16 protein-coding genes and 1 tRNA gene are annotated in these 17,954 nt (G+C 45.5%); 11 read left to right on the top strand and 6 right to left on the bottom strand.

Features of this window, described 5'->3' with window-relative positions; genetic code table 11:
- Positions 1 to 132 precede the first annotated feature (132 nt).
- The 3 genes from GJQ69_RS08450 to GJQ69_RS08440 form a co-directional block, all read right to left on the bottom strand.
- Positions 133 to 522 (bottom strand): metal-dependent transcriptional regulator, encoded by a 390-nt coding sequence (locus GJQ69_RS08450; RefSeq protein ID WP_086035173.1) that lies wholly within the window; start codon positions 520 to 522, stop codon positions 133 to 135.
- 283 nt (positions 523 to 805) lie between these two features.
- Positions 806 to 2,107 (bottom strand): ABC transporter substrate-binding protein, encoded by a 1,302-nt coding sequence (locus GJQ69_RS08445; protein WP_174193496.1) that lies wholly within the window; start codon positions 2,105 to 2,107, stop codon positions 806 to 808.
- Between the two features lie 142 nt (positions 2,108 to 2,249).
- Positions 2,250 to 3,296: a LacI family DNA-binding transcriptional regulator gene (locus GJQ69_RS08440; RefSeq protein WP_174193494.1), complete on the bottom strand. Its 1,047-nt coding sequence runs from the start codon at positions 3,294 to 3,296 to the stop codon at positions 2,250 to 2,252.
- A 187-nt stretch (positions 3,297 to 3,483) separates the two neighbouring features.
- Between GJQ69_RS08440 and GJQ69_RS08435 the strand changes: the two genes are divergently transcribed.
- The 7 genes from GJQ69_RS08435 to GJQ69_RS09815 all read left to right on the top strand — a co-directional run bounded on the left by GJQ69_RS08435 (position 3,484) and on the right by GJQ69_RS09815 (position 12,285).
- Positions 3,484 to 5,289 carry a glycoside hydrolase family 125 protein gene (locus GJQ69_RS08435; protein WP_236849681.1) on the top strand — a complete coding sequence of 602 codons (1,806 nt, stop codon included), beginning with the start codon at positions 3,484 to 3,486 and terminating at the stop codon, positions 5,287 to 5,289.
- A 1-nt stretch (position 5,290) separates the two neighbouring features.
- The gene (locus GJQ69_RS08430; protein ID WP_236849680.1) at positions 5,291 to 7,453 is read left to right on the top strand and encodes a glycosyl hydrolase family 65 domain-containing protein; all 2,163 of its coding nucleotides are present in this window, start codon (positions 5,291 to 5,293) and stop codon (positions 7,451 to 7,453) included.
- A 25-nt stretch (positions 7,454 to 7,478) separates the two neighbouring features.
- Positions 7,479 to 8,399: a carbohydrate ABC transporter permease gene (locus tag GJQ69_RS08425; protein ID WP_086035177.1), complete on the top strand. Its 921-nt coding sequence runs from the start codon at positions 7,479 to 7,481 to the stop codon at positions 8,397 to 8,399.
- Positions 8,389 to 9,231, top strand: a complete 843-nt coding sequence (locus tag GJQ69_RS08420) for a carbohydrate ABC transporter permease (RefSeq protein WP_236849679.1) — start codon at positions 8,389 to 8,391, stop codon at positions 9,229 to 9,231. Before GJQ69_RS08425 ends, GJQ69_RS08420 begins: the two co-directional genes overlap by 11 nt.
- 15 nt (positions 9,232 to 9,246) lie before the next feature.
- Positions 9,247 to 11,235 carry a glycoside hydrolase family 31 protein gene (locus GJQ69_RS08415; protein WP_174193491.1) on the top strand — a complete coding sequence of 663 codons (1,989 nt, stop codon included), beginning with the start codon at positions 9,247 to 9,249 and terminating at the stop codon, positions 11,233 to 11,235.
- Between the two features lie 111 nt (positions 11,236 to 11,346).
- Entirely contained in the window at positions 11,347 to 11,997 is a 651-nt protein-coding gene (pgmB, locus tag GJQ69_RS08410; RefSeq protein WP_236849678.1) for a beta-phosphoglucomutase, read from the top strand.
- A 120-nt stretch (positions 11,998 to 12,117) separates the two neighbouring features.
- Positions 12,118 to 12,285: a hypothetical protein gene (locus GJQ69_RS09815; protein WP_236849677.1), complete on the top strand. Its 168-nt coding sequence runs from the start codon at positions 12,118 to 12,120 to the stop codon at positions 12,283 to 12,285.
- Between the two features lie 2 nt (positions 12,286 to 12,287).
- Here GJQ69_RS09815 and GJQ69_RS08400 read toward each other — a convergent pair.
- Positions 12,288 to 12,376 (bottom strand) — tRNA-Ser (locus GJQ69_RS08400).
- Between the two features lie 130 nt (positions 12,377 to 12,506).
- On the opposite strand from GJQ69_RS08400, the gene GJQ69_RS08395 reads away from it, so the two are divergent.
- The 4 genes from GJQ69_RS08395 (at position 12,507) to GJQ69_RS08380 (ending at position 16,344) form a co-directional block, all read left to right on the top strand.
- Positions 12,507 to 13,748 carry an ATP-binding protein gene (locus tag GJQ69_RS08395; RefSeq protein ID WP_236849676.1) on the top strand — a complete coding sequence of 414 codons (1,242 nt, stop codon included), beginning with the start codon at positions 12,507 to 12,509 and terminating at the stop codon, positions 13,746 to 13,748.
- 46 nt (positions 13,749 to 13,794) lie between these two features.
- Positions 13,795 to 15,045 carry a peptidoglycan-binding protein gene (locus tag GJQ69_RS08390; protein ID WP_086035181.1) on the top strand — a complete coding sequence of 417 codons (1,251 nt, stop codon included), beginning with the start codon at positions 13,795 to 13,797 and terminating at the stop codon, positions 15,043 to 15,045.
- Between the two features lie 94 nt (positions 15,046 to 15,139).
- Positions 15,140 to 15,505 (top strand): helix-turn-helix domain-containing protein, encoded by a 366-nt coding sequence (locus GJQ69_RS08385; protein WP_086035182.1) that lies wholly within the window; start codon positions 15,140 to 15,142, stop codon positions 15,503 to 15,505.
- Positions 15,454 to 16,344, top strand: a complete 891-nt coding sequence (locus GJQ69_RS08380) for an IS3 family transposase (RefSeq protein WP_236849757.1) — start codon at positions 15,454 to 15,456, stop codon at positions 16,342 to 16,344. The genes GJQ69_RS08385 and GJQ69_RS08380 overlap by 52 nt, the downstream gene beginning before the upstream one ends.
- A gap of 62 nt (positions 16,345 to 16,406) precedes the next feature.
- Here GJQ69_RS08380 and GJQ69_RS08375 read toward each other — a convergent pair whose 3' ends face one another.
- Positions 16,407 to 17,291, bottom strand: coding sequence for a DegV family protein (locus tag GJQ69_RS08375; RefSeq protein ID WP_157658890.1), 885 nt, complete (start codon positions 17,289 to 17,291; stop codon positions 16,407 to 16,409).
- 270 nt (positions 17,292 to 17,561) lie between these two features.
- Positions 17,562 to 17,942, bottom strand: a complete 381-nt coding sequence (gene dhaM / locus GJQ69_RS08370; RefSeq protein WP_086035185.1) for a dihydroxyacetone kinase phosphoryl donor subunit DhaM — start codon at positions 17,940 to 17,942, stop codon at positions 17,562 to 17,564.
- Positions 17,943 to 17,954 lie beyond the last annotated feature (12 nt).

Genomic DNA, 17,954 nt, shown 5'->3' with positions numbered 1-17,954 from the left:
AATTTATAGTAATGATGCTGCCGCAGATAAAGACAGGCGGTATTGTCTGCATTATAGCATTCACAGCCGTGTGTTACAAACAAAGTTAACCGAAAAAAGGCTTCTGCAGGTTTTTCTGCAGAAGCCATTGGATTATTGTTTACTTTTTTCGTCTTTCAGGTATTTTTCGGTATGCTCCTGAATTTTTTGAAAGGTGGTGTCGCTTAGGTCATGCTCTATCCGGCAGGCATCTGCGGCCGCGGTCTCGTCGTCAACACCTAGGTAAACCAGAAGTCTGGTCAGCACCTTATGTCGGGTATAAATACGCTGCGCAATGGCCAGCCCTGCGTCGGTCAGGCTGATGAACCCTTCCCGGTCCATTGTAATGTATCCATTTTCCCTTAGGTGTTTCATAGCCACACTGATGCTAGGCTTGGAGTAGCCGGTTTTATTGACAACGTCAATCGACCGCACCATGCCCTGCTTCTCTTTCAGCATTAGGATAGATTCCAGATAATCTTCTGCCGATTCATGAATTTTCATAAAAACTGCCTCCAATATCAAGAGTAACATAAATGCAAAAAAAGTCAAGATAATCTGCAGCGGTGCGCCGATTATGTGTTCCTCGATTGAAGACTGGCGAAATGAATATAACGACCTTCGGCCTTACAATTCTCTGGATAATTTGACACCGGAAGAATACGCTATGAAAATTTTCGAGAATGTGCTGAAGGATTCGCTTTAACTTTTTCTGATTAAAGAAATATAACAGCAGATTCAAGTGGTGGAATGCGCTATCATTTTATTCTGAAAAGTGGACGGAAGCTTATTTAGACAAATGAATCATATTCTGGCACTCGGCCTGCATATCTTTCAGTGCCTGTGCTGGTGTTACGGTACCCGCTGCGGCGGCATTTAAATGTTTTCCGACAATATCCTGAAGTTCAGCATACTGCGAAATAACTGGAGGAGCTACAGAATAATCAAGGCTTTTAAAAACAGCCTGACGATTTGCCGGAGGTGTTTTGGCTGTGTATTGTGCAATGATGGATTTATCATTGACGGGTGGCAATTCCCAACCTGCATCCAGACGTATCTGAGTAGCCTCTTTGTTTGATGAAATAAAGGCAATAAATTTTGCTGCCTCATCAGCCACTTTGCTGTTTTTATTGATAACATAACCGTTAGAGAAAAAGTGTGTGGCTTTTTGTTTATGGCCTGGTTCTACGGTAACATCCCATTTAAATTTGCAGTCATGTGCGAAATCCGGGAAAGCCCAACAACCGGTAACAATCATACCGAGACGTCCGGATTTGAACAGATCCCAATCAGCGTTAGATACGCGCTCAAGTTGTGTAGGAGTAGGCATTACGTTACTTTTGTTCTGCATATCTACCATATACTGCAAAGCTTCCACATTAGTCGGGGTATCCATTGTGAAAGATTTTCCGTCAGCGCTGATCAGACTCCCGCCATTTTGCTTGGAAACTTTGTAAAATTCGTTGTAGGAAAGTGGATGATAATAACCATAAATATCTTTTCCAAGTGCGCGTATTTTTTTGGCGGCATTCATGGCATCTTCCCATTTCCAATCATCGGTTGGATAGGCGATTTTTGCTTTGTCAAACAAATCCTTATTATAAATCAGCAACGCGGTGGAAAAGCTGTCCGGGACGCCATATTGCTTTCCATCGGTATTGAAAGATTTCAGAGCTGTCTGATTATATATGGAGGTGTCAATACCCTGTGACTTAATGATATCGTTCAGCGGCATAAGAGCGCCTTTTTTAGCGTAGGAAACAAAATTTTCATAGTTTAGCTCAAACACATCCGCAGCTTGGCCACCTGCGACCTTGGTTGTCAGTTGAGTGAAATAATCGTTATAACCATAAGACTGCATCCGAATGGTAACATTCGGATGTTTCTTTTTGTAGGCGTCAATCATTTTTTGCAGATACTTTTCATTGTCACCAGATCCAGAAAATTGGTCAAAGGTAATGACGACTGGTTTGGTGGATGCGGAATCTGCGCTGTTAGATGCCGTACTTGAGGCGGGTGCGGTAGAGCAGGCACTGATAGTAAGCATCGAGGCCAAAACAAGGCTAACAATGGATAGTCGTTTTTTCAAGGTAATTCCTCCCAATCTGATTTATGCTAATTTTTGGGCGCTTTTCATTTACAACAATTACAACAATATAAATGAAAAGGGCAGCAGTCATTGTTTACCCTTTTACAAAGGTTGCACATGCTTTGCCAGCGTGCGACCTTTTTTATATCACCTCCTTTTCCGCAGAATCGTTCAAATCCTTTACGGAGCCACGTTCTATGATGTTCACGGGCATGATTTCCTCTTGCTTTGTAAGTTTTGGATTTTGAATACTGTTGAACAGTAAATCCATGGCCCGCTCACCCTTACGGGATATATCTTGATGCACGGTGGTTAATCCGGGCGTCAAATACTTTGTAATTTGCAGATCATCGAAACCTATAATAGAAATATCGTCGGGTACATGAATCCCATGTTTATAAAAGGCTTTCATGGCACTGATTGCGAGAATGTCAGCTGTCGTTACCACAGCTGTGGCTTTTATATCCGATTTACATAATGCTTCCGCAAGTTTAATACCATCTTCATAATCAATTTTTCCTTCAAATACATTTTTTGTGTTAAAGGTAAGCCCTTGCTCTTCCATTGCCTCACGATAACCCTGCAAGCGCTGTTTCATAACACCGTTTTCTTTTATCTCACCGCAAAAGAATGCAATATTGCGGTGGCCATGGTCAATCATATATTTTGTGGCGAGGTAACTGCCATAGGCATCGTCAATGCGGATACTATGGTAGTAATGGTCATTGCAGTAACTATCCACCAACACAATTGGAATTTGGGACTCTTTCATTTCCTGATAAAAACTGTTGGGATATATTCCAATAACGATGATACCATCGAGGTTGCGTTCTTTGGCAAGTGTCAAATAATTTTCATTGGTATCTGACGCTGAAATCAAAACATGGTAGCCCCGCAATCGCGCACGGTACTCGATACTGCTTACAATTTCACTGTAAAAATTATTTTCAAACATCAGACGGTTGCCTTTTTCCGTCTGTGGCACTACTACACCAATCAGTTTCGAATTACCGGCAATCAAGCTGCGAGCGGATAAATCGGGCACGTAGTCAAGTTCCGAGACTGTATTCCAAACACGTTGTTTGGTGTTCTCGGAAATAGATTTTTTCTTGTTAAGTACATAGGATACCGTGGCAGGAGAGACCCCTGCTTTTTGGGCCACTTCTTTAATTGTAACTTTGTTTTTCATATTCATTCGCCTCATTTAATCGGTTAAACATTCAACAGCTCTATAATAGCGGCTGCTATAGATAAAGTCAAGTAATTTAGTACAAAAATATTCATATACAATAAAAACTATTGACATATTATGATTTTTGAGATATATTTTACTTGAAATCTATTGAAACGATTAAACAATTAAAGGAGGATTATATTTGATACATGCAAGGAATATGCCAGTTGGGAATCAAGTGGTTTCCCTGCCACAGATTCAGGAAACAACAGCTGGAATACAGGATTTGACCTTTTTACACATGGGATACAAAGGATTGATTGATATTCGAGGGGATGAAAATGAGCCGCTTATCCATCCTTTTTTACAGATAGGCGATACGCAAATTCCATTTAAATCCCTTGTGTGGAACCGGTTGGGAAATTGGATTCCCTGTTTTTCTTTCCAGACAGAGGAGCTGACTTTGCGCGGAATTATTCTCACGCCCGTAGAAGAACGCGGGTTTTTAGTGAAGCTTGAAATTACCAATCGCTCATCAAAACCAGTAAATTTTACTTATGGTTTATGCGGGCGCTGGGCGTCAAGCTGGCACTGCGTTAATGAGGACAAAATGCTTAGCGGAGAAAAACATTGTTATCAAAGCAAGTGGAATCATGGCATTGTATTTGATATGCGCTGTGGTACACCAATGTTTGCCTTTGCGCCTATGGCAGATCAAGAGTGCAAATCAACCTTTGAAACAACTAAAGATATGGTCGATTACCGTTTGGCTCGATCGGAATCATTGGCGACGGGGCAAAATTGTTCGTTGACAGTGTATTGGGGAATTGGTTTTGAGGAAGTGGCCGCTGTAACCAGCGCGAAAGAAATGTTGCGGCAGGGCTATGATTACGAATTAAGCCGGACTCTAAAGTGGCTTGATGAACGCGCATTGAAGTTTAAAGACGAAAAACTTACCAGACTATACAATACAAACTTGTTTTTTTGCATTTTCTTTTCTACAGGCATTACGTTAGATACGGAAGAATTGGTGCTTGTTACTAGCCGTAGCCCACGCTATTACGTAAGTGCGGCCTATTGGGATCGCGACAGCCTATTATGGAGTTTTCCCGCAGTTTTGGATGCCGACCATAACCTGGCATATGACATGCTGTTATATGTTTTTGGCCGCCAGCAAAGAAATTTTGGGATTCATTCACGATACATAGACGGCACTGTGCTGGAGCCAGGTTTTGAACTCGATGAGCTGATGGCGCCGGTGCTTGCGCTCGAACGGTATGTGGACTCGACAGGTGACAGGAGCATATTGAAAAAACCTGATGTAAGAGATGGAGTCAGTAGAATTCTGGATTGTCTGAAAAAGCACCGGCATGCAGCAGTAGCTTTGTACAATACGTTTCTGCAGCCTACGGATGACGAACATGTCTATCCATATCTCACATATGACAATGTTTTGGTATGGAAAGGAATGCGCGCGTTGGCACACTTGTATCCCGATTATAGAGAACTGGAACAAACTGCCCAGAAAATCAAATCGGCAATTGAGATGTACTGTGTCAAAGAGGAAAACGGAAAACGCTTTTATGCGTGGTCGGTAGATTTAAACGGTAATTATGACATCTATGATGAACCGCCCGGCAGTTTACAGCTCCTTCCGTATATCGGATTCTGTACGGTAGACGATGAAGTATATCAGAATACCGTCAACATGATACGCTCTCCCCGATATCAGTATAGCTTTTCTGAAAGCCGGTTTGCGGAAATCGGATGTCCTCACGCACCACACCCGTGGATTCTCAGCGTCGCGAACAGTCTTCTGTGTGGGCGTGCAGCACACTGTGCGAAATTTTTGCACGATGTCAAAATGGACGATTTGATTGCTTGCGAGAGTGTGGATGAGAATACCGGGGAATGCACTACTGGCGCAGCGTTTGCAACATGCGCGGGATTTTTATGCCATGCGATGAAGGAAAGTAAGGAAGGATTGGATCAGGTCTATGAGGAATGATGTGAAACTTGACAAATGGAGTATATCAGCGGAAAGCAAAGGCTGGACCGATGATTTTCTGGAAAGCGTTTTTTTTACTGGAAACGGCCGAATGGGTGCGCGCGGCCATCTTACCTTTGAGCCTCATGCGCGGCCTGAGAAAACAGGGTTGTTTATTGCCGGAATATTTGGTGAATTGAAATCAGGAATTACTGATTTTGTGAATTTGCCCACTCCGCTTTACGCATGGGTAAACATAGATGGCCACACAATATGCGAGGATGATGTGCATGTCTATCGCACACTCGATTTACACAATGGACTGTTTACGGCGGAATACGTTCTCCATTGTGCCGGAAAATCTCTTCAGGTCCGCGAAGAACGTTTTTTTTCGCTATCCAATACAGGATTGCTGGTACAAAGGGTCACATTGACGCCCTGTGAAAAAATGGATTTGGAACTTTTCAGCGGAGTTCATACCAATTGCTGCAACCTTCCAATTCCAGATGATCAGACGCAGGAAAACACGCAAACCGTACAGTTAACTGAAGTAAGACAAAAAGAATTTTCTGATAATGGCTTTTCGCTGCATTTGCTTACCAAAGGTACCAAAATTAAAATCAGCGAAAACATGACGTATCATATGGAAAATCTACAGTGCCGCAGTACTTTTGAAAATGACAAAGGCACAGGATTCGTTTTTGCCGGCTCGGTATCCGCAAAAGTACCTTTTGTGATAGAGCAGTGTGTATTTCTATCTACCAGTCGTGACAAAGACCCTCGCATACATAAAGTGGGCTCAGATTGGAATTTTGATACGCTTTTGTGGGAGAGTGAATCGGCGTGGTCGCAGCGTTGGCAATCAGCAAACATTGAAGTCGAGGGCGACAGGCAGGCTGATGCCGCCCTGCGTTATGTGATCTTTGAGTTGATTGCCAACAATTCAGCAAAAGACTCTTCGGTAAATATCGGTGCCCGCGGCCTGACCCATACCCGGTACAAAGGATGCTATTTTTGGGACACTGATATGTTTATGATGCCGTTCTACCTTTATACGGCTCCGGAAGCGGCTCGAAATCTAATGCAGTACCGCACGGATGCGTTGCCGCAGGCAAAAAAGCACGCTCAAGAGATGAACTGCCTCGGGGCACGTTATCCTTGGATGGCTGCTTATGATGGAAGCGAACAATGCGAAAGTTGGGATATTGGCGCTTCGGAACTTCATGTGACAGCGGATGTCGTGCATGCGCTCAACCAATATGTGCAGACGACAGGCGATGAGGAATTTTACATACATGAAGCGGCAGAGGTTTATATTGAGACGGCGCGATTCTGGCAGAGCCGCTATACGCCGGAACCCGGAACCGGAAAAGTCAACTTACTGTTCTGCAAAGGGCCAGACGAGTACTGCGGCATCACCAGCAACAATCTGTATACCAATGTGCTGGTAAAAGAAAATTTGAAACTTGCTAAGGATGCAGCGGACTATCTGTACCAACATGACAGGCCTGTCTATCTTCGCCTTGGAATCACGGCAGAAGAAGTGGAATGTTGGAACAAGCTGGAACATTCCATCAAGTTACCCAAAGACCCAGTTTCAGGACATTGGCGGCAGGACGACACCTTCCATCTGCTGGAGCCAATTCAGCTTTCCAATTTAAAACAGGGGGATGCAGCCAGTTACAAATGTGTTTGCTTTGATCGCCTACAACGATATCGGGTCATCAAGCAGGCGGATGTGTTGCTGTTGATGAGCCGCCTGCCAAACATGTTCACATCTAAGGAAAAACTGGCTGCATGGAAAGACTTTGAACCGCTGTGCCTACATGACTCTACCCTGAGCTTTGCCTCGCATGCGCTGTTTGCGGCGCAGAACGGTCTTATGGACGCAGCACAGTCTTACTTCGGGAAAGCCGCTTTTCTGGACCTTCGTAATGTAATGGGGAATACAGGAACAGAGGGATTGCATCTTGCCTGTCTTGGAGAAACCTGGCAGGCAGCGGTCATTGGATTTGGCGGTTTATCTTTTCGAAACGGGGTTCCCGAATTGAAGCCGCACTTGCCGCCAAACTGGGAAAGCATGCATTTCCGCTTCTTTTATCGTGGTAAGCAGTATGAAGCTGATCTTAGGCAGGATCACAATTTGCTTCGGGAAGTTCAGTGCAATGAGGAAAGTACTACATAATACAAAAGAATTGGGAGGAATTGATATGAAACATTCGCATACATCAGGATTTCGCGTGGCACTGCCGTTCCTGCTTCCCAGCCTCGTAGGATTTTTGATTTTCAGCATTTTACCGATAATCGCCACTTTGTTTATCAGTATGACAAACTGGGACGGTCTAAGCCAGTTGACCTTAGCAAGTGATTTTCAGGGTTTCATGAAACAACATTTCGTTGGTTTGCAAAATTATCAGGAAATTTTCAGTAACGCTGAGTTTTATCAGGTGTTGTCAAACACTCTAAAGTTTGTGGTACTTTATATTCCGCTCATGCTTATCGTATCGCTCTGTGTCGCCGGTATTTTGAACAGTAAGGCGCATGGGGTAGGCATTTTCCGTGTGGTTTATTATATCCCCGTGATTACTTCGTGGGTAGCAGGCTCTTTAATCTGGAAATGGGTATTGAACCCTCAATACGGAATTTTAAATTCCATATTATCGGCGATTGGCATACAAGGGCCTCAATGGTTACAAAGCCCACAATGGGCGATGCCAGCAATTGTATTGGCTTCCGTGTGGAAAGATATGGGCTATTTTGGTTTAATGTTGCTGTCCGGTTTACAGGGAATCAATCGTGAGTACTATGAAGCGGCGGCTATTGATGGCGCCAATAATGTTCAGCGTTTCTTCAAAATTACACTGCCGCTTTTAACGCCGACAATTTTCTTTGTGCTTATCATTAGCTTGATTAATTCTTTTCAGATTTTCCCCCAGGTGATGATCATGACACCGGACGGAGGACCAGGTGGTTCTACAATGGTTATGGTAGAACGCATTTATAAACATGGTTTTACATATTACGAGATGGGTACTGCATCCGCCCTAAGTTGGATTTTGTTTATTATCATTATGGCCTTGACTTTCGTACAAATGAAATTGCAGAGTAAGTGGGTGAACTATGATGACTGATTTAATAAGAAAAAAACGGATAGCCTTTAAATTATTGTACTATGTATGTGCGTTATTGGTTGCTGTTGTGGTATGCATTCCATTTTTCTGGATGATCGTGACTTCTTTAAAAAGCAGAGGGGATCTGATGCTTTTACCAGTGGAATGGATCCCTCAAAACCCCACACTTGATGCATACCGTAAATTATTTACTATTCCGAATTTCGGGGCTTCAATTAAGAACAGCTTTTATATCGCGATATTTGGCACTGTATTTCGTGTGCTGTGCGCAGCTATGGCGGCTTTTGCTCTGACAAAAATCAAATTTCATGGAAGAGGAGTGATTTTTGGCCTGTATATTACCGCCTTGATGATTCCTGCGCAAACTACGTTTATTCCGTTGTTTATTGTAATGAATAAACTGAATCTGTTGAATAATCTCAATGCGTTTATATTTTTACAGCTATTTAACGCATTTGCGATTTTCATGTTGCGTCAAAAGATGTTGACTATCAACGATGCTTATATCGAAGCGGCAACGATTGACGGTGCCAGTATGTGGCGCGTATTTTTCCAAGTAATTCTTCCTTTGTGTTCCGGTACCCTGGCCACACTTACAATTCTGTCGTTTATGGATTTATGGAATGATTATTTACTGCCTCTGGTCCTTCTCACCGACCGTGCAAATTATACACTTCCTCTTATTTTAAATTCCATGCAGGGTCAGTACAGTAATCAGTATAATCTGATGATGGCAGGAAGCCTTGTTTCAATTATTCCGATTCTGATTGTGTATATCTGCGCGCAAAAATACTTTAAGGAAGGATTGACGGTCGGCGGTGTAAAAGGCTGACCTGGAAAACCTGTAATGAAAAGAATCACATTTTCTAAAGAAAAGACCTTTCTGGATTTTTCATTTTGTGGCCACAGAGCTCAGCTCCAGTGGGGTACAGAAAACGACGTGGGCATTCTAATCGTTTCTCTTCCCTATGATGCCGCCTACGGAATGGGGGAAAAATACAACTCTTTCAATCAAAAAGGACACTATGTGGCTAACTGTGTAGAAGAGCAGTTCTGCCACCAAGAAGATAAAACATACTGTTCTGCTCCGTTTTTCTTGACGAACACAGGGTTTGGCCTGTATGTCGAAACAAATTGTAAAACAATATTCGATTTTGGTGAGAAAATTGTTATTTCCATGCCTATTGATGCTGTTGTCGTACTTTTCGATGGTACGCCGGAAACTATAATTTCAGAGTATATGTCTCTTTTCGGTCCGGCCAAATTACCGCCGAAATGGGCTTTTGGGCCTTGGATTTCCGCCAATCACTGGGATACGCAGGAAAAAGTGGAAGAACAGATTTCAAAACTAAACCGTTATCATTTTCCCGCCACCACGCTGGTGCTGGAAGCTTGGAGCGATGAAGCCACTTTTTATATTTTTAATGGCGCAAAATATACTCCTGTCCATGGAAGCGAAGCGCTCGATTATTTTGATTTTGATTTTTCTGACAGTCCATGGTCCAATCCCCGCAGCATGATTGAGAATCTTCATAACAGCGGGTTTCATCTTGTCCTATGGCAAATTCCGGTCTATAAAAAACAGGGATTGGATGAACCGATCAATGCGCAAAACGAGAACGACCGTGCCTTTGCAGTGGAAGATCGGTTATGTGTACAGACAGACAGGGGACTGCCTTATGAGATTCCCAAAGGCCACTGGTTCTCGGGTTCCATGATTCCCGACTTTACAAATTCTGAGACAAGGCGCGTCTGGTTTTCAAAGCGCCAGTATCTGCTTGATATCGGCGTGGATGGATTTAAAACAGATGGCGGCGAATTTATATACCGCACAGATCTGCATTTCAAAGATGGGTCCACCGGTGCACAAATGAAAAACCGGTATTCCCAAAGCTATACAACTGCATATACAGAATTCCTTGGAGAAAATCATGTGCTATTTAGTCGTGCCGGATATACGGGGCAGCATACCACGCCCATACTTTGGGCAGGCGACCAGCAAAGCGAAAACAATGAACTGAAAAGTGTTTTGCGCGCAGGGCTATCTGCGGCCATGACGGGAGTCCCATTTTGGGGTTTTGACATTGCAGGCTTTTCGGGACCGATGCCCACACTTGATCTTTACCGCCGTGCTACACAGCTCGCCTGTTTCTGCCCGGTGATGCAGTGGCATTCCGAACCGGACGGCGGACAGTTCCGGGAACTGATGCCGTCGGCATCTGGAAATAATGAGCGCAGTCCATGGAACTTGGCAGTTGTATACAAATCACCGGATTTTATAGATGAAATGCGGTTTTGGCATAACTTGCGGATGAATCTGCTGCCATACCTATTCAGCACGGCACTTGACTGTGTACAGCAGAACCGCCCGATGATTCGTCCGCTGGCCTATGTTTTTCCCGACGAACAGGCAGCATCGGGAATCGAAGATGAATTTCTTCTTGGAGAAAGTCTTTTAGTGGCACCTCTATTGGAAGAAAACGCACAATGCCGCTCTGTATATCTGCCGAACGGTGTATGGTATAACTTGTTTACGAATGAAAAAAAATTAGGGGGACAAACAGTCAATGCTATTTGTCCCACGCACTCGTTGCCAGTATATTTACGCGCAGGACATGGCATCGCGTTAAATCTGGATGATTCACAGAAGTTAGGAAGCAGCGTTGGGAATGGAGTGGATTCTTATCACAATCTAAATTTTCTCCTTGCGGGTGAAACGGGTACCCTTCGCTTTCATGACGACCTTGGCAATGATTTCACGCTTACATGGAACGCATCAGGCTGGAAGAAATCCGGGCGCAGCATTTGCCCATTTACCGTTCGGATGATTGATTAACAGCTCTTGGCATATGCATTGCGGGCTGCATCCGATTCGAATATAAAATTTATTAGATTGCTAATGTGGTACAGACCTGTAATCGGCAATCTCAGAAATGGTGGGGTAAGCTTGAAACAGTATCAGGGTATTATTTTTGATTTGGACGGTGTCATTTGCCATACGGACGCTTATCACTATTTAGCTTGGAAAAAGCTTGCGGATCATCTGGGCATTTATTTTGACAAACAGATCAATAACCGTCTGCGCGGAATAAGCCGCATGGAAAGTCTGGATATTATACTGGAAAACAGTAAAAACGTTTATACCGATGCTGAGAAATACGAATTTGCAAAGGAAAAGAATGAATATTACCGTCAGTTACTGATGCAGATGTCACCTGTTGACCTTTCTGCGGATGTAAAGAACACGCTGGATGTCCTACGGAAAATTGGCTGTAAACTTGCAATCGGTTCATCCAGTAAAAACGCCAAGTACATATTGGAACGAATTGGCCTCGGTTATTACTTTGACGCTGTTGTGGACGGCAATGAAATTCAACACTCAAAACCGGATCCGGAGGTTTTTCTGCTTGCGGCGCAACGGTTGGGACTTGTTCCAAGTACCTGCCTTGTGGTGGAAGACGCGGAAGCAGGAATTGACGCGGCAGTTCGTGGTGGTTTTGATGCTGCCGGCCTGGGCGATGCCCGGGTATCCTCATTAGCCAAATACCAACTAATTCAATTTGACGAATTAGTTGGTATTGTTAGCCGGAAACAGTAATGAGTTAGCAAGGAAATACAAATAATTTGCTTTTTTGGAAAATCAGCGGGGAGCATCCGCTTCTTACGACATACAGAATGGCGCAGTTGCGAGAGCCTTTTGCTGGACGCGGGCGTTCCGATGAAAGCCATTCAGGAATGGCTGGAACACAACATTTTTTCTACCACGGCGGGCATTTATGTGCACTTAGCCTATAAAAGCAAAGTGCAATCTGCTGATGCAATGGAAAATATTCTATTATACATAGAAAAATCGCTGTCTACTCAAAGAGCAGACAGCGATTTTTGATTTGGCGGAGACGGTGGGATTCGAACCCACGGGACCCGGAGGTCCAACTGATTTCGAGTCAGTCCCGTTATGACCACTTCGATACGTCTCCTTATTTTCTATACCTGTACATTTTATAGAAAAAGGAACAGAATGTCAAGTGGAAAAACACGTCGAGTGCTTGACGACGGGAAATGATTTAGGTACAATGATAAAAATGAGAATGTTGTGGGAGACAAAGAATGAATTTAATGAAACGTGCTGCAGAGGCAATGGCTTCCCTTTCCATATACCGCAGTATCCTAAATCGTACCGTACCATCAGCTCTTTATCGTCTGCTGTGGGCAGATGACCGGGAAACTTTTCTGCGTGCATGGGGCGACTTCTTTGCAGCCCTGTGCGAACGGGAAAGCAGCGAACATTTTGCCGAACATCTGACCAGTACCGCACTATATGATGAAAACGGCTTTTCTTTGGATGCGGCTGCAGGCAAGACCAGCTTCGCCCCCTCTATGATAGCTGCGGTACAGCGTGACCTGCAGATTATCCTGCGCCTGTCCCAGATGACGCCGGATGACCTGCTTGGCAGCTGCGGCTTTGCAGACCTGCCGCCGCTGCCGCGCTGGAAATGCGGCGAACCGGTGAAACTGCTTTCCGGTACACCGAGCGAATATCTTCCGCGTATGGCGGAATATTATCGCCGGAATGGGTGCGGTATTTACGCCCGTTACCGCGCGTTTATCTGGCGGGACAAAAAAATTCTGCCGGTCGCGCATCCGGACCCGCAGCGTATGGAAGACCTGAAAGGGTATGAGGTACAGCGGGGCATGGCCATTGAAAACACAGTGGCCTTTTTGAAAAACCTGCCGGCAAACAACTGCCTGCTATATGGCGACCGCGGCACCGGAAAATCCTCCACAGTGAAGGCACTGCTAAATACATTTTATAAAGACGGCCTGCGTGTCATTGAAATGCCCAAAGAATACCTGATGGATTTTCCGTATTTGGTGGACCAGATTGCCACAGTACCCATGCATTTCATCATTTTCATCGATGACCTTTCTTTTTCCCGGCAGGACGGCACCTATGCGGCGCTGAAATCTGTTTTGCAGGGCGGTCTGGCGGCCAATCCGTCCAATTCCCTGATTTATGCGACTTCTAACCGCCGCCATCTGCTGAGAGAGAGCTTTTCAGAAAGGGAAGGCGATGACGTTCACCGCAACGATACAGTGCAGGAGTCGCTGTCCCTTGCAGACCGTTTCGGTCTGACCATCAATTTTACCAATCCGGACAAAGCACGTTTTCTGGAAATTGTGGACAAGCTTGCCCATCAGCGCGGGCTGGATAGCTGCATGGAGCAGCTGGAGGCGGGTGCCGAACGCTGGGCCACGGTCCATGGCGGACGTTCCCCCCGTGTGGCACAGCAGTATCTGCGCGCCGCAGAGGCAAAAGTGAATCTGGGAGAGTCTCTGCAGGATTTGTGATTTTTCCGTATGCCGTGCTTTCTTTTTGGAAGGAGAGTAATGCAAGATGTTTAAACGAATAACAGGCGCGCTGCTTTGTGCGGCCCTGACGCTGACGGCTTTTGCGGGCTGCAGCCTTTCACCGGCCACGGTCACTTCACAGGAGTCCAGCGTAAAAGATTGGCCCGCCACTGTAAATGGGGTTACGCTGAAGAGTGAACCGACAGGGGTAGCGGTCGTTTCGCCGAACCTTGCGGATGTCGTTTTATCCCTAGGCTATGATGTAAAACTGAAGGCGAAAAGCAAGGACTGCACCCAGCAGGCCCTCGCTACACTGACCAATGTCACAGTGAATGATGTACAGACAATCAAAAGCAAAGGCGTTTCTTTGGTCCTGACGGATGCCAAGCCGACAGAGGCACAGCAGAGTGCGCTGGATAATGCCGGTGTACAGGTCATCGCGATTCCGGCGGTACAGAGCCGAGCTAAACTGCAGACATTATACACAACTGTCGGTACTGCGATGAAGGGCGCTGAAACCGGTGCCCAGTGCGGCAAAAAGGCAGCGCAGAGTGCCTTGATGACCATTGATTCGGTTACACGGCTGGTGCCAAAATCTAAGACCGTGACGACCGGTGTTTATTTGTATGATGCGGCCGGCGGTGCGGCAACAGGAGATACAATGGCCGGTTCACTGCTAACGGCTGCCGGAATTACCAACGTGGCCGGCGGAAGCAAAAACAGCAAGATGGATATTACCGCGCTGAAAACCGTGAATCCCAGTTTGATTTTCTGCCCGAAAGGCCTGAAAAGCACGCTGAGCAAAACAGAAGGCTACAAGGATCTGCAGGCAGTACAAAGTGGAAAAGTCTATGAGATGGACCCGCTGCTGATGAAAACAGAGGGTGAGAACATGATTACAGCGGTTACATATATGGCTGGTATTGCTTATCCGTCTCTGCTGAAAACAAACTCAGCCGCGGACGGTGCCGCTTCCTCCGCTTCCAGTGATTCGGTCATTCCCAACAGTACAATTCCCGCTGGAACGACACTGCAGTCAGGTGACCAAGGCGACAATGTCAAGGCCATGCAGAACCGGCTGAAGGAACTTGGCTATTTGTTTGTCAACCCGACTGGCCTTTATGGTGACGGTACCGTACAGAGCGTACAGGATTTTCAGCTGTACAACAATCTGGATACAACCGGAATAGCCGACAGCAAGACGCTGACGAAAATGTTTTCCAAAGACGCCGCGGTCTCGCCGGAAAGTAATTCTGGCTCCACGGATGACAGCGGAGATACAGACAATGCCGGTTAAAAAAACAGTATAAAAAAGTCCCGCAGACATCTTACATGAACTGCACCCCATTTGTTAGACAGTATGATATACTGAAAACAAATGGGGTGTTTTTATGCCAAAAGGTAAAGCAAAGAAACGATACACAGGAGAATTCAAACAGCAGGTTGTAGAAGCTATGCAAACAGAGAAACTCAGTTACAGTGAAGCAGCGCGGCAGTTTCACGTGTCTGACCATAAAAGCGTTGCTCAATGGGAACGAATTTATCTGGAAGAAGGACCAGAAGGGCTATATGTGGAACGCCGTGGTCGAGCCAGTGCTGCAAGCGGCACTCAGAAAGAACGCAACCCAAAGCTGAACAAAAAGGTAGAAGAAGATTTGATTGCAGAAAACCAACGGTTGCGTGCAGAGGTAGATTACTTAAAAAAATTGAATGCCTTGGTTTTGGAAGAGGAACGCCGCGACAAAAGGCGCAAGTGATCTGGGAACTAAGGCATAAACACAAGATTTCACTACTAATTGAAGTATCCGGTTTGCCGCGATCAACCTATTACTACTATGCCAAGCGTAGAATGCAACCGGATAAATACAGCGAAATCAAAGAACAGATCACTGAAATCTACCATGAAAACAAGGGGCGCTATGGTTATCGCCGTATCACAGATGTTCTGCACAGTAGAGGATACTGCATCAATCACAAAACCGTCCAGAGGTTAATGAAGCAGCTTGGACTCGTATGCCGAGTGAGAATAAAGAAATATCGTTCTTACAAGGGTGAGGTGGGTAAAATTGCTCCAAATCTGCTGAAACGGGACTTTGAAGCAACGACACCAAATCAGAAATGGGTAACCGATGTGACCGAATTTAGCCTGTTCGGGCAGAAAGTGTATTTGTCACCGATTCTGGATTTGTGCAGCAGGGATATTGTCAGCTACACCATTTCGGACAGGCCGGTTTTGTCGATGGTAACGGAAATGCTGGACAAAGCATTTGAGAAAATTCCCGATGGTACACAACTTATTCTCCACTCCGATCAAGGCTGGCAGTACCAACACAAGCGGTATCGAAAAGTGCTTGCCGAGAAAGGAATTCAACAAAGCATGAGCCGCAAAGGGAACTGCCTTGATAACGCTGTAATGGAAAATTTCTTTGGCTTGCTTAAAAGTGAACTGCTGTATTTGCAGGAATTCGACTCAATCGACCAGTTCAAGGACGAACTCGTAAACTATCTGGATTACTACAACAACCGCCGTATCAAAGCAAAACTTAAGGGTTTGCCGCCCGCTTTACATAGGCAACAAGCCCTTTCGGTTGCTTGATTTAAAATATTGTCTAACTTTTTGGGGTCAATTCATACACATGCCTGCGGGACTTTTTTGTTTTATTCGCGGTCTTTTGCCATGTAAAAAATCGCCATGGCATCAGGGCCGGTATGTGCGCCGATGACAGGTCCCAGTGAATTGACAAAAATATGAGACGGCTTAAAGCGGGCATGTACTTCTTTTTCAACTGCCTTTGCATCTGCCGCACAGTCCGCATGAACGATGAAAACGGTTTGCAGAGAAGTGTCTTTTGTAAAGCGAGTTTCCATTTTGTTCAGCAGGTTCAAAATGGCATTGCGGCGGCCGCGGGCTTTTTCCCGAACAATCAGTTTGCCTTCCTGGTTGATTTGCAGAATCGGTTTAATGCCGAGCATAGAGCCGACCAGTGCCGCAGCGGCATTTACGCGCCCGCCGCGTTTCAAATGGTTCAAATCATCTACCATGAACCATCCGGAAACACAGAAACGGTACACCTCTGTCCATGCTTTCAGTTCATGCAGGCTCAAGTTCTCCTGCTGCTGTTTGCAGCAGGCAAGATATACCAGCAAACCTTCTCCCAGTGTGGCGGTTAGGCTGTCCACACCTTCTATACAGCGCTGGGGGTACTCTTTGCGTAGCGCCTCCATTGCCTCATAGGCGCGCTGCCACGTGCCGGACAGACCGCTGGAAAAAGCAATGTATAAAATATCCTTTCCCGCTTCCAGATAGGGGCGAAACGCGTCCACATAATCGGCTGCGGTAATCTGTGAAGTAGTCACCCATTTTCCGGCGCGCAGGGCATCGTAGAAGTCATGCGAGGGAAAATCATGGTTATCCGAATACTGGTAATATTCTTTGCCGTCCATCATAAAAGGCATGGGAATAACGGCCAACCCCAGCTTCTTGACCAAGTCGACAGGCAGGTCGCAGGTTGCGTCGGTAATAATCTGATAAGAACTGTCCATAGGGAGGACGGCCTCCTTTAACGGGATACATTTCCATATAAAAATCATACATGAAGCATACATCATCATAGCACAAAACGGGAAGATTGTCTACAAAAGCAGACAGAAAGGTCTATGCAGAATGCTGTAGGAAACTGCTGCTCACATATGAAACTTTGCCGCACAGCAACGCCCCTCGCAGGGCCAAAGAAAGTCGCTTGCTGGGGCCGACCGTTTGGCGCCTGTGAGGGGCGTTTGTTAGGTGTGTTGTTTTTAAGAAGAACGCAAAAATTAGAACTTTTTTGCGGTTCTGACTGAGGTAAGGTCTTTTTGAATTTCTTCCATGGGCATATTGCCGACAGCGTCCATTGCGGCGAGCACGGCGCCTTCTACCAGCGGACAGTCAGCCATTTCAACCTTTTTGTCCGGCATCATTTCAAGCACCATTTGTGTTGTCATAACGGCGCTTCCCATATCCACCAGGACAAGAACGCCATCGTCCGAGTAAACTGATTCGATTGCATGCTGAATTTTTTCAAAACTGGTGCCCAGTGCACCGTTTTCCAAACCGCCGGCCGGCGCCATTTTGGCGTCCGGTGCCATCATAGAAGCAAGCTCTATTACACTTTTTGCCAGATTGCTGCTGTGGGATACAATTACAATTCCTATCAATCGGGAGTCCTC

The organism is Caproicibacterium lactatifermentans (assembly GCF_013315815.1).
In the GTDB taxonomy this organism is placed as follows: Bacteria; Bacillota; Clostridia; order Oscillospirales; family Acutalibacteraceae; genus Caproicibacterium; species Caproicibacterium lactatifermentans.
The sequence above is the reverse complement of the archived record's forward strand: the minus strand, read 5'-3'. Positions and strand labels throughout refer to the sequence as shown.

Excerpts from the sequence above, each read along its gene's own strand:
- GJQ69_RS08450 (WP_086035173.1), bottom strand. The coding sequence starts at position 522 with ATGAAAATTCATGAATCGGCAGAAGATTATCTGGAATCTATCCTAATG.
- GJQ69_RS08440 (WP_174193494.1), bottom strand. The coding sequence starts at position 3,296 with ATGAAAAACAAAGTTACAATTAAAGAAGTGGCCCAAAAAGCAGGGGTC.
- GJQ69_RS08425 (WP_086035177.1), top strand. The coding sequence starts at position 7,479 with ATGAAACATTCGCATACATCAGGATTTCGCGTGGCACTGCCGTTCCTG.
- GJQ69_RS08420 (WP_236849679.1), top strand. The coding sequence starts at position 8,389 with ATGATGACTGATTTAATAAGAAAAAAACGGATAGCCTTTAAATTATTG.
- GJQ69_RS08415 (WP_174193491.1), top strand. The coding sequence starts at position 9,247 with ATGAAAAGAATCACATTTTCTAAAGAAAAGACCTTTCTGGATTTTTCA.
- GJQ69_RS09815 (WP_236849677.1), top strand. The coding sequence starts at position 12,118 with ATGAAAGCCATTCAGGAATGGCTGGAACACAACATTTTTTCTACCACG.
- GJQ69_RS08395 (WP_236849676.1), top strand. The coding sequence starts at position 12,507 with ATGAATTTAATGAAACGTGCTGCAGAGGCAATGGCTTCCCTTTCCATA.
- GJQ69_RS08390 (WP_086035181.1), top strand. The coding sequence starts at position 13,795 with ATGTTTAAACGAATAACAGGCGCGCTGCTTTGTGCGGCCCTGACGCTG.
- GJQ69_RS08385 (WP_086035182.1), top strand. The coding sequence starts at position 15,140 with ATGCCAAAAGGTAAAGCAAAGAAACGATACACAGGAGAATTCAAACAG.
- GJQ69_RS08375 (WP_157658890.1), bottom strand. The coding sequence starts at position 17,291 with ATGGACAGTTCTTATCAGATTATTACCGACGCAACCTGCGACCTGCCT.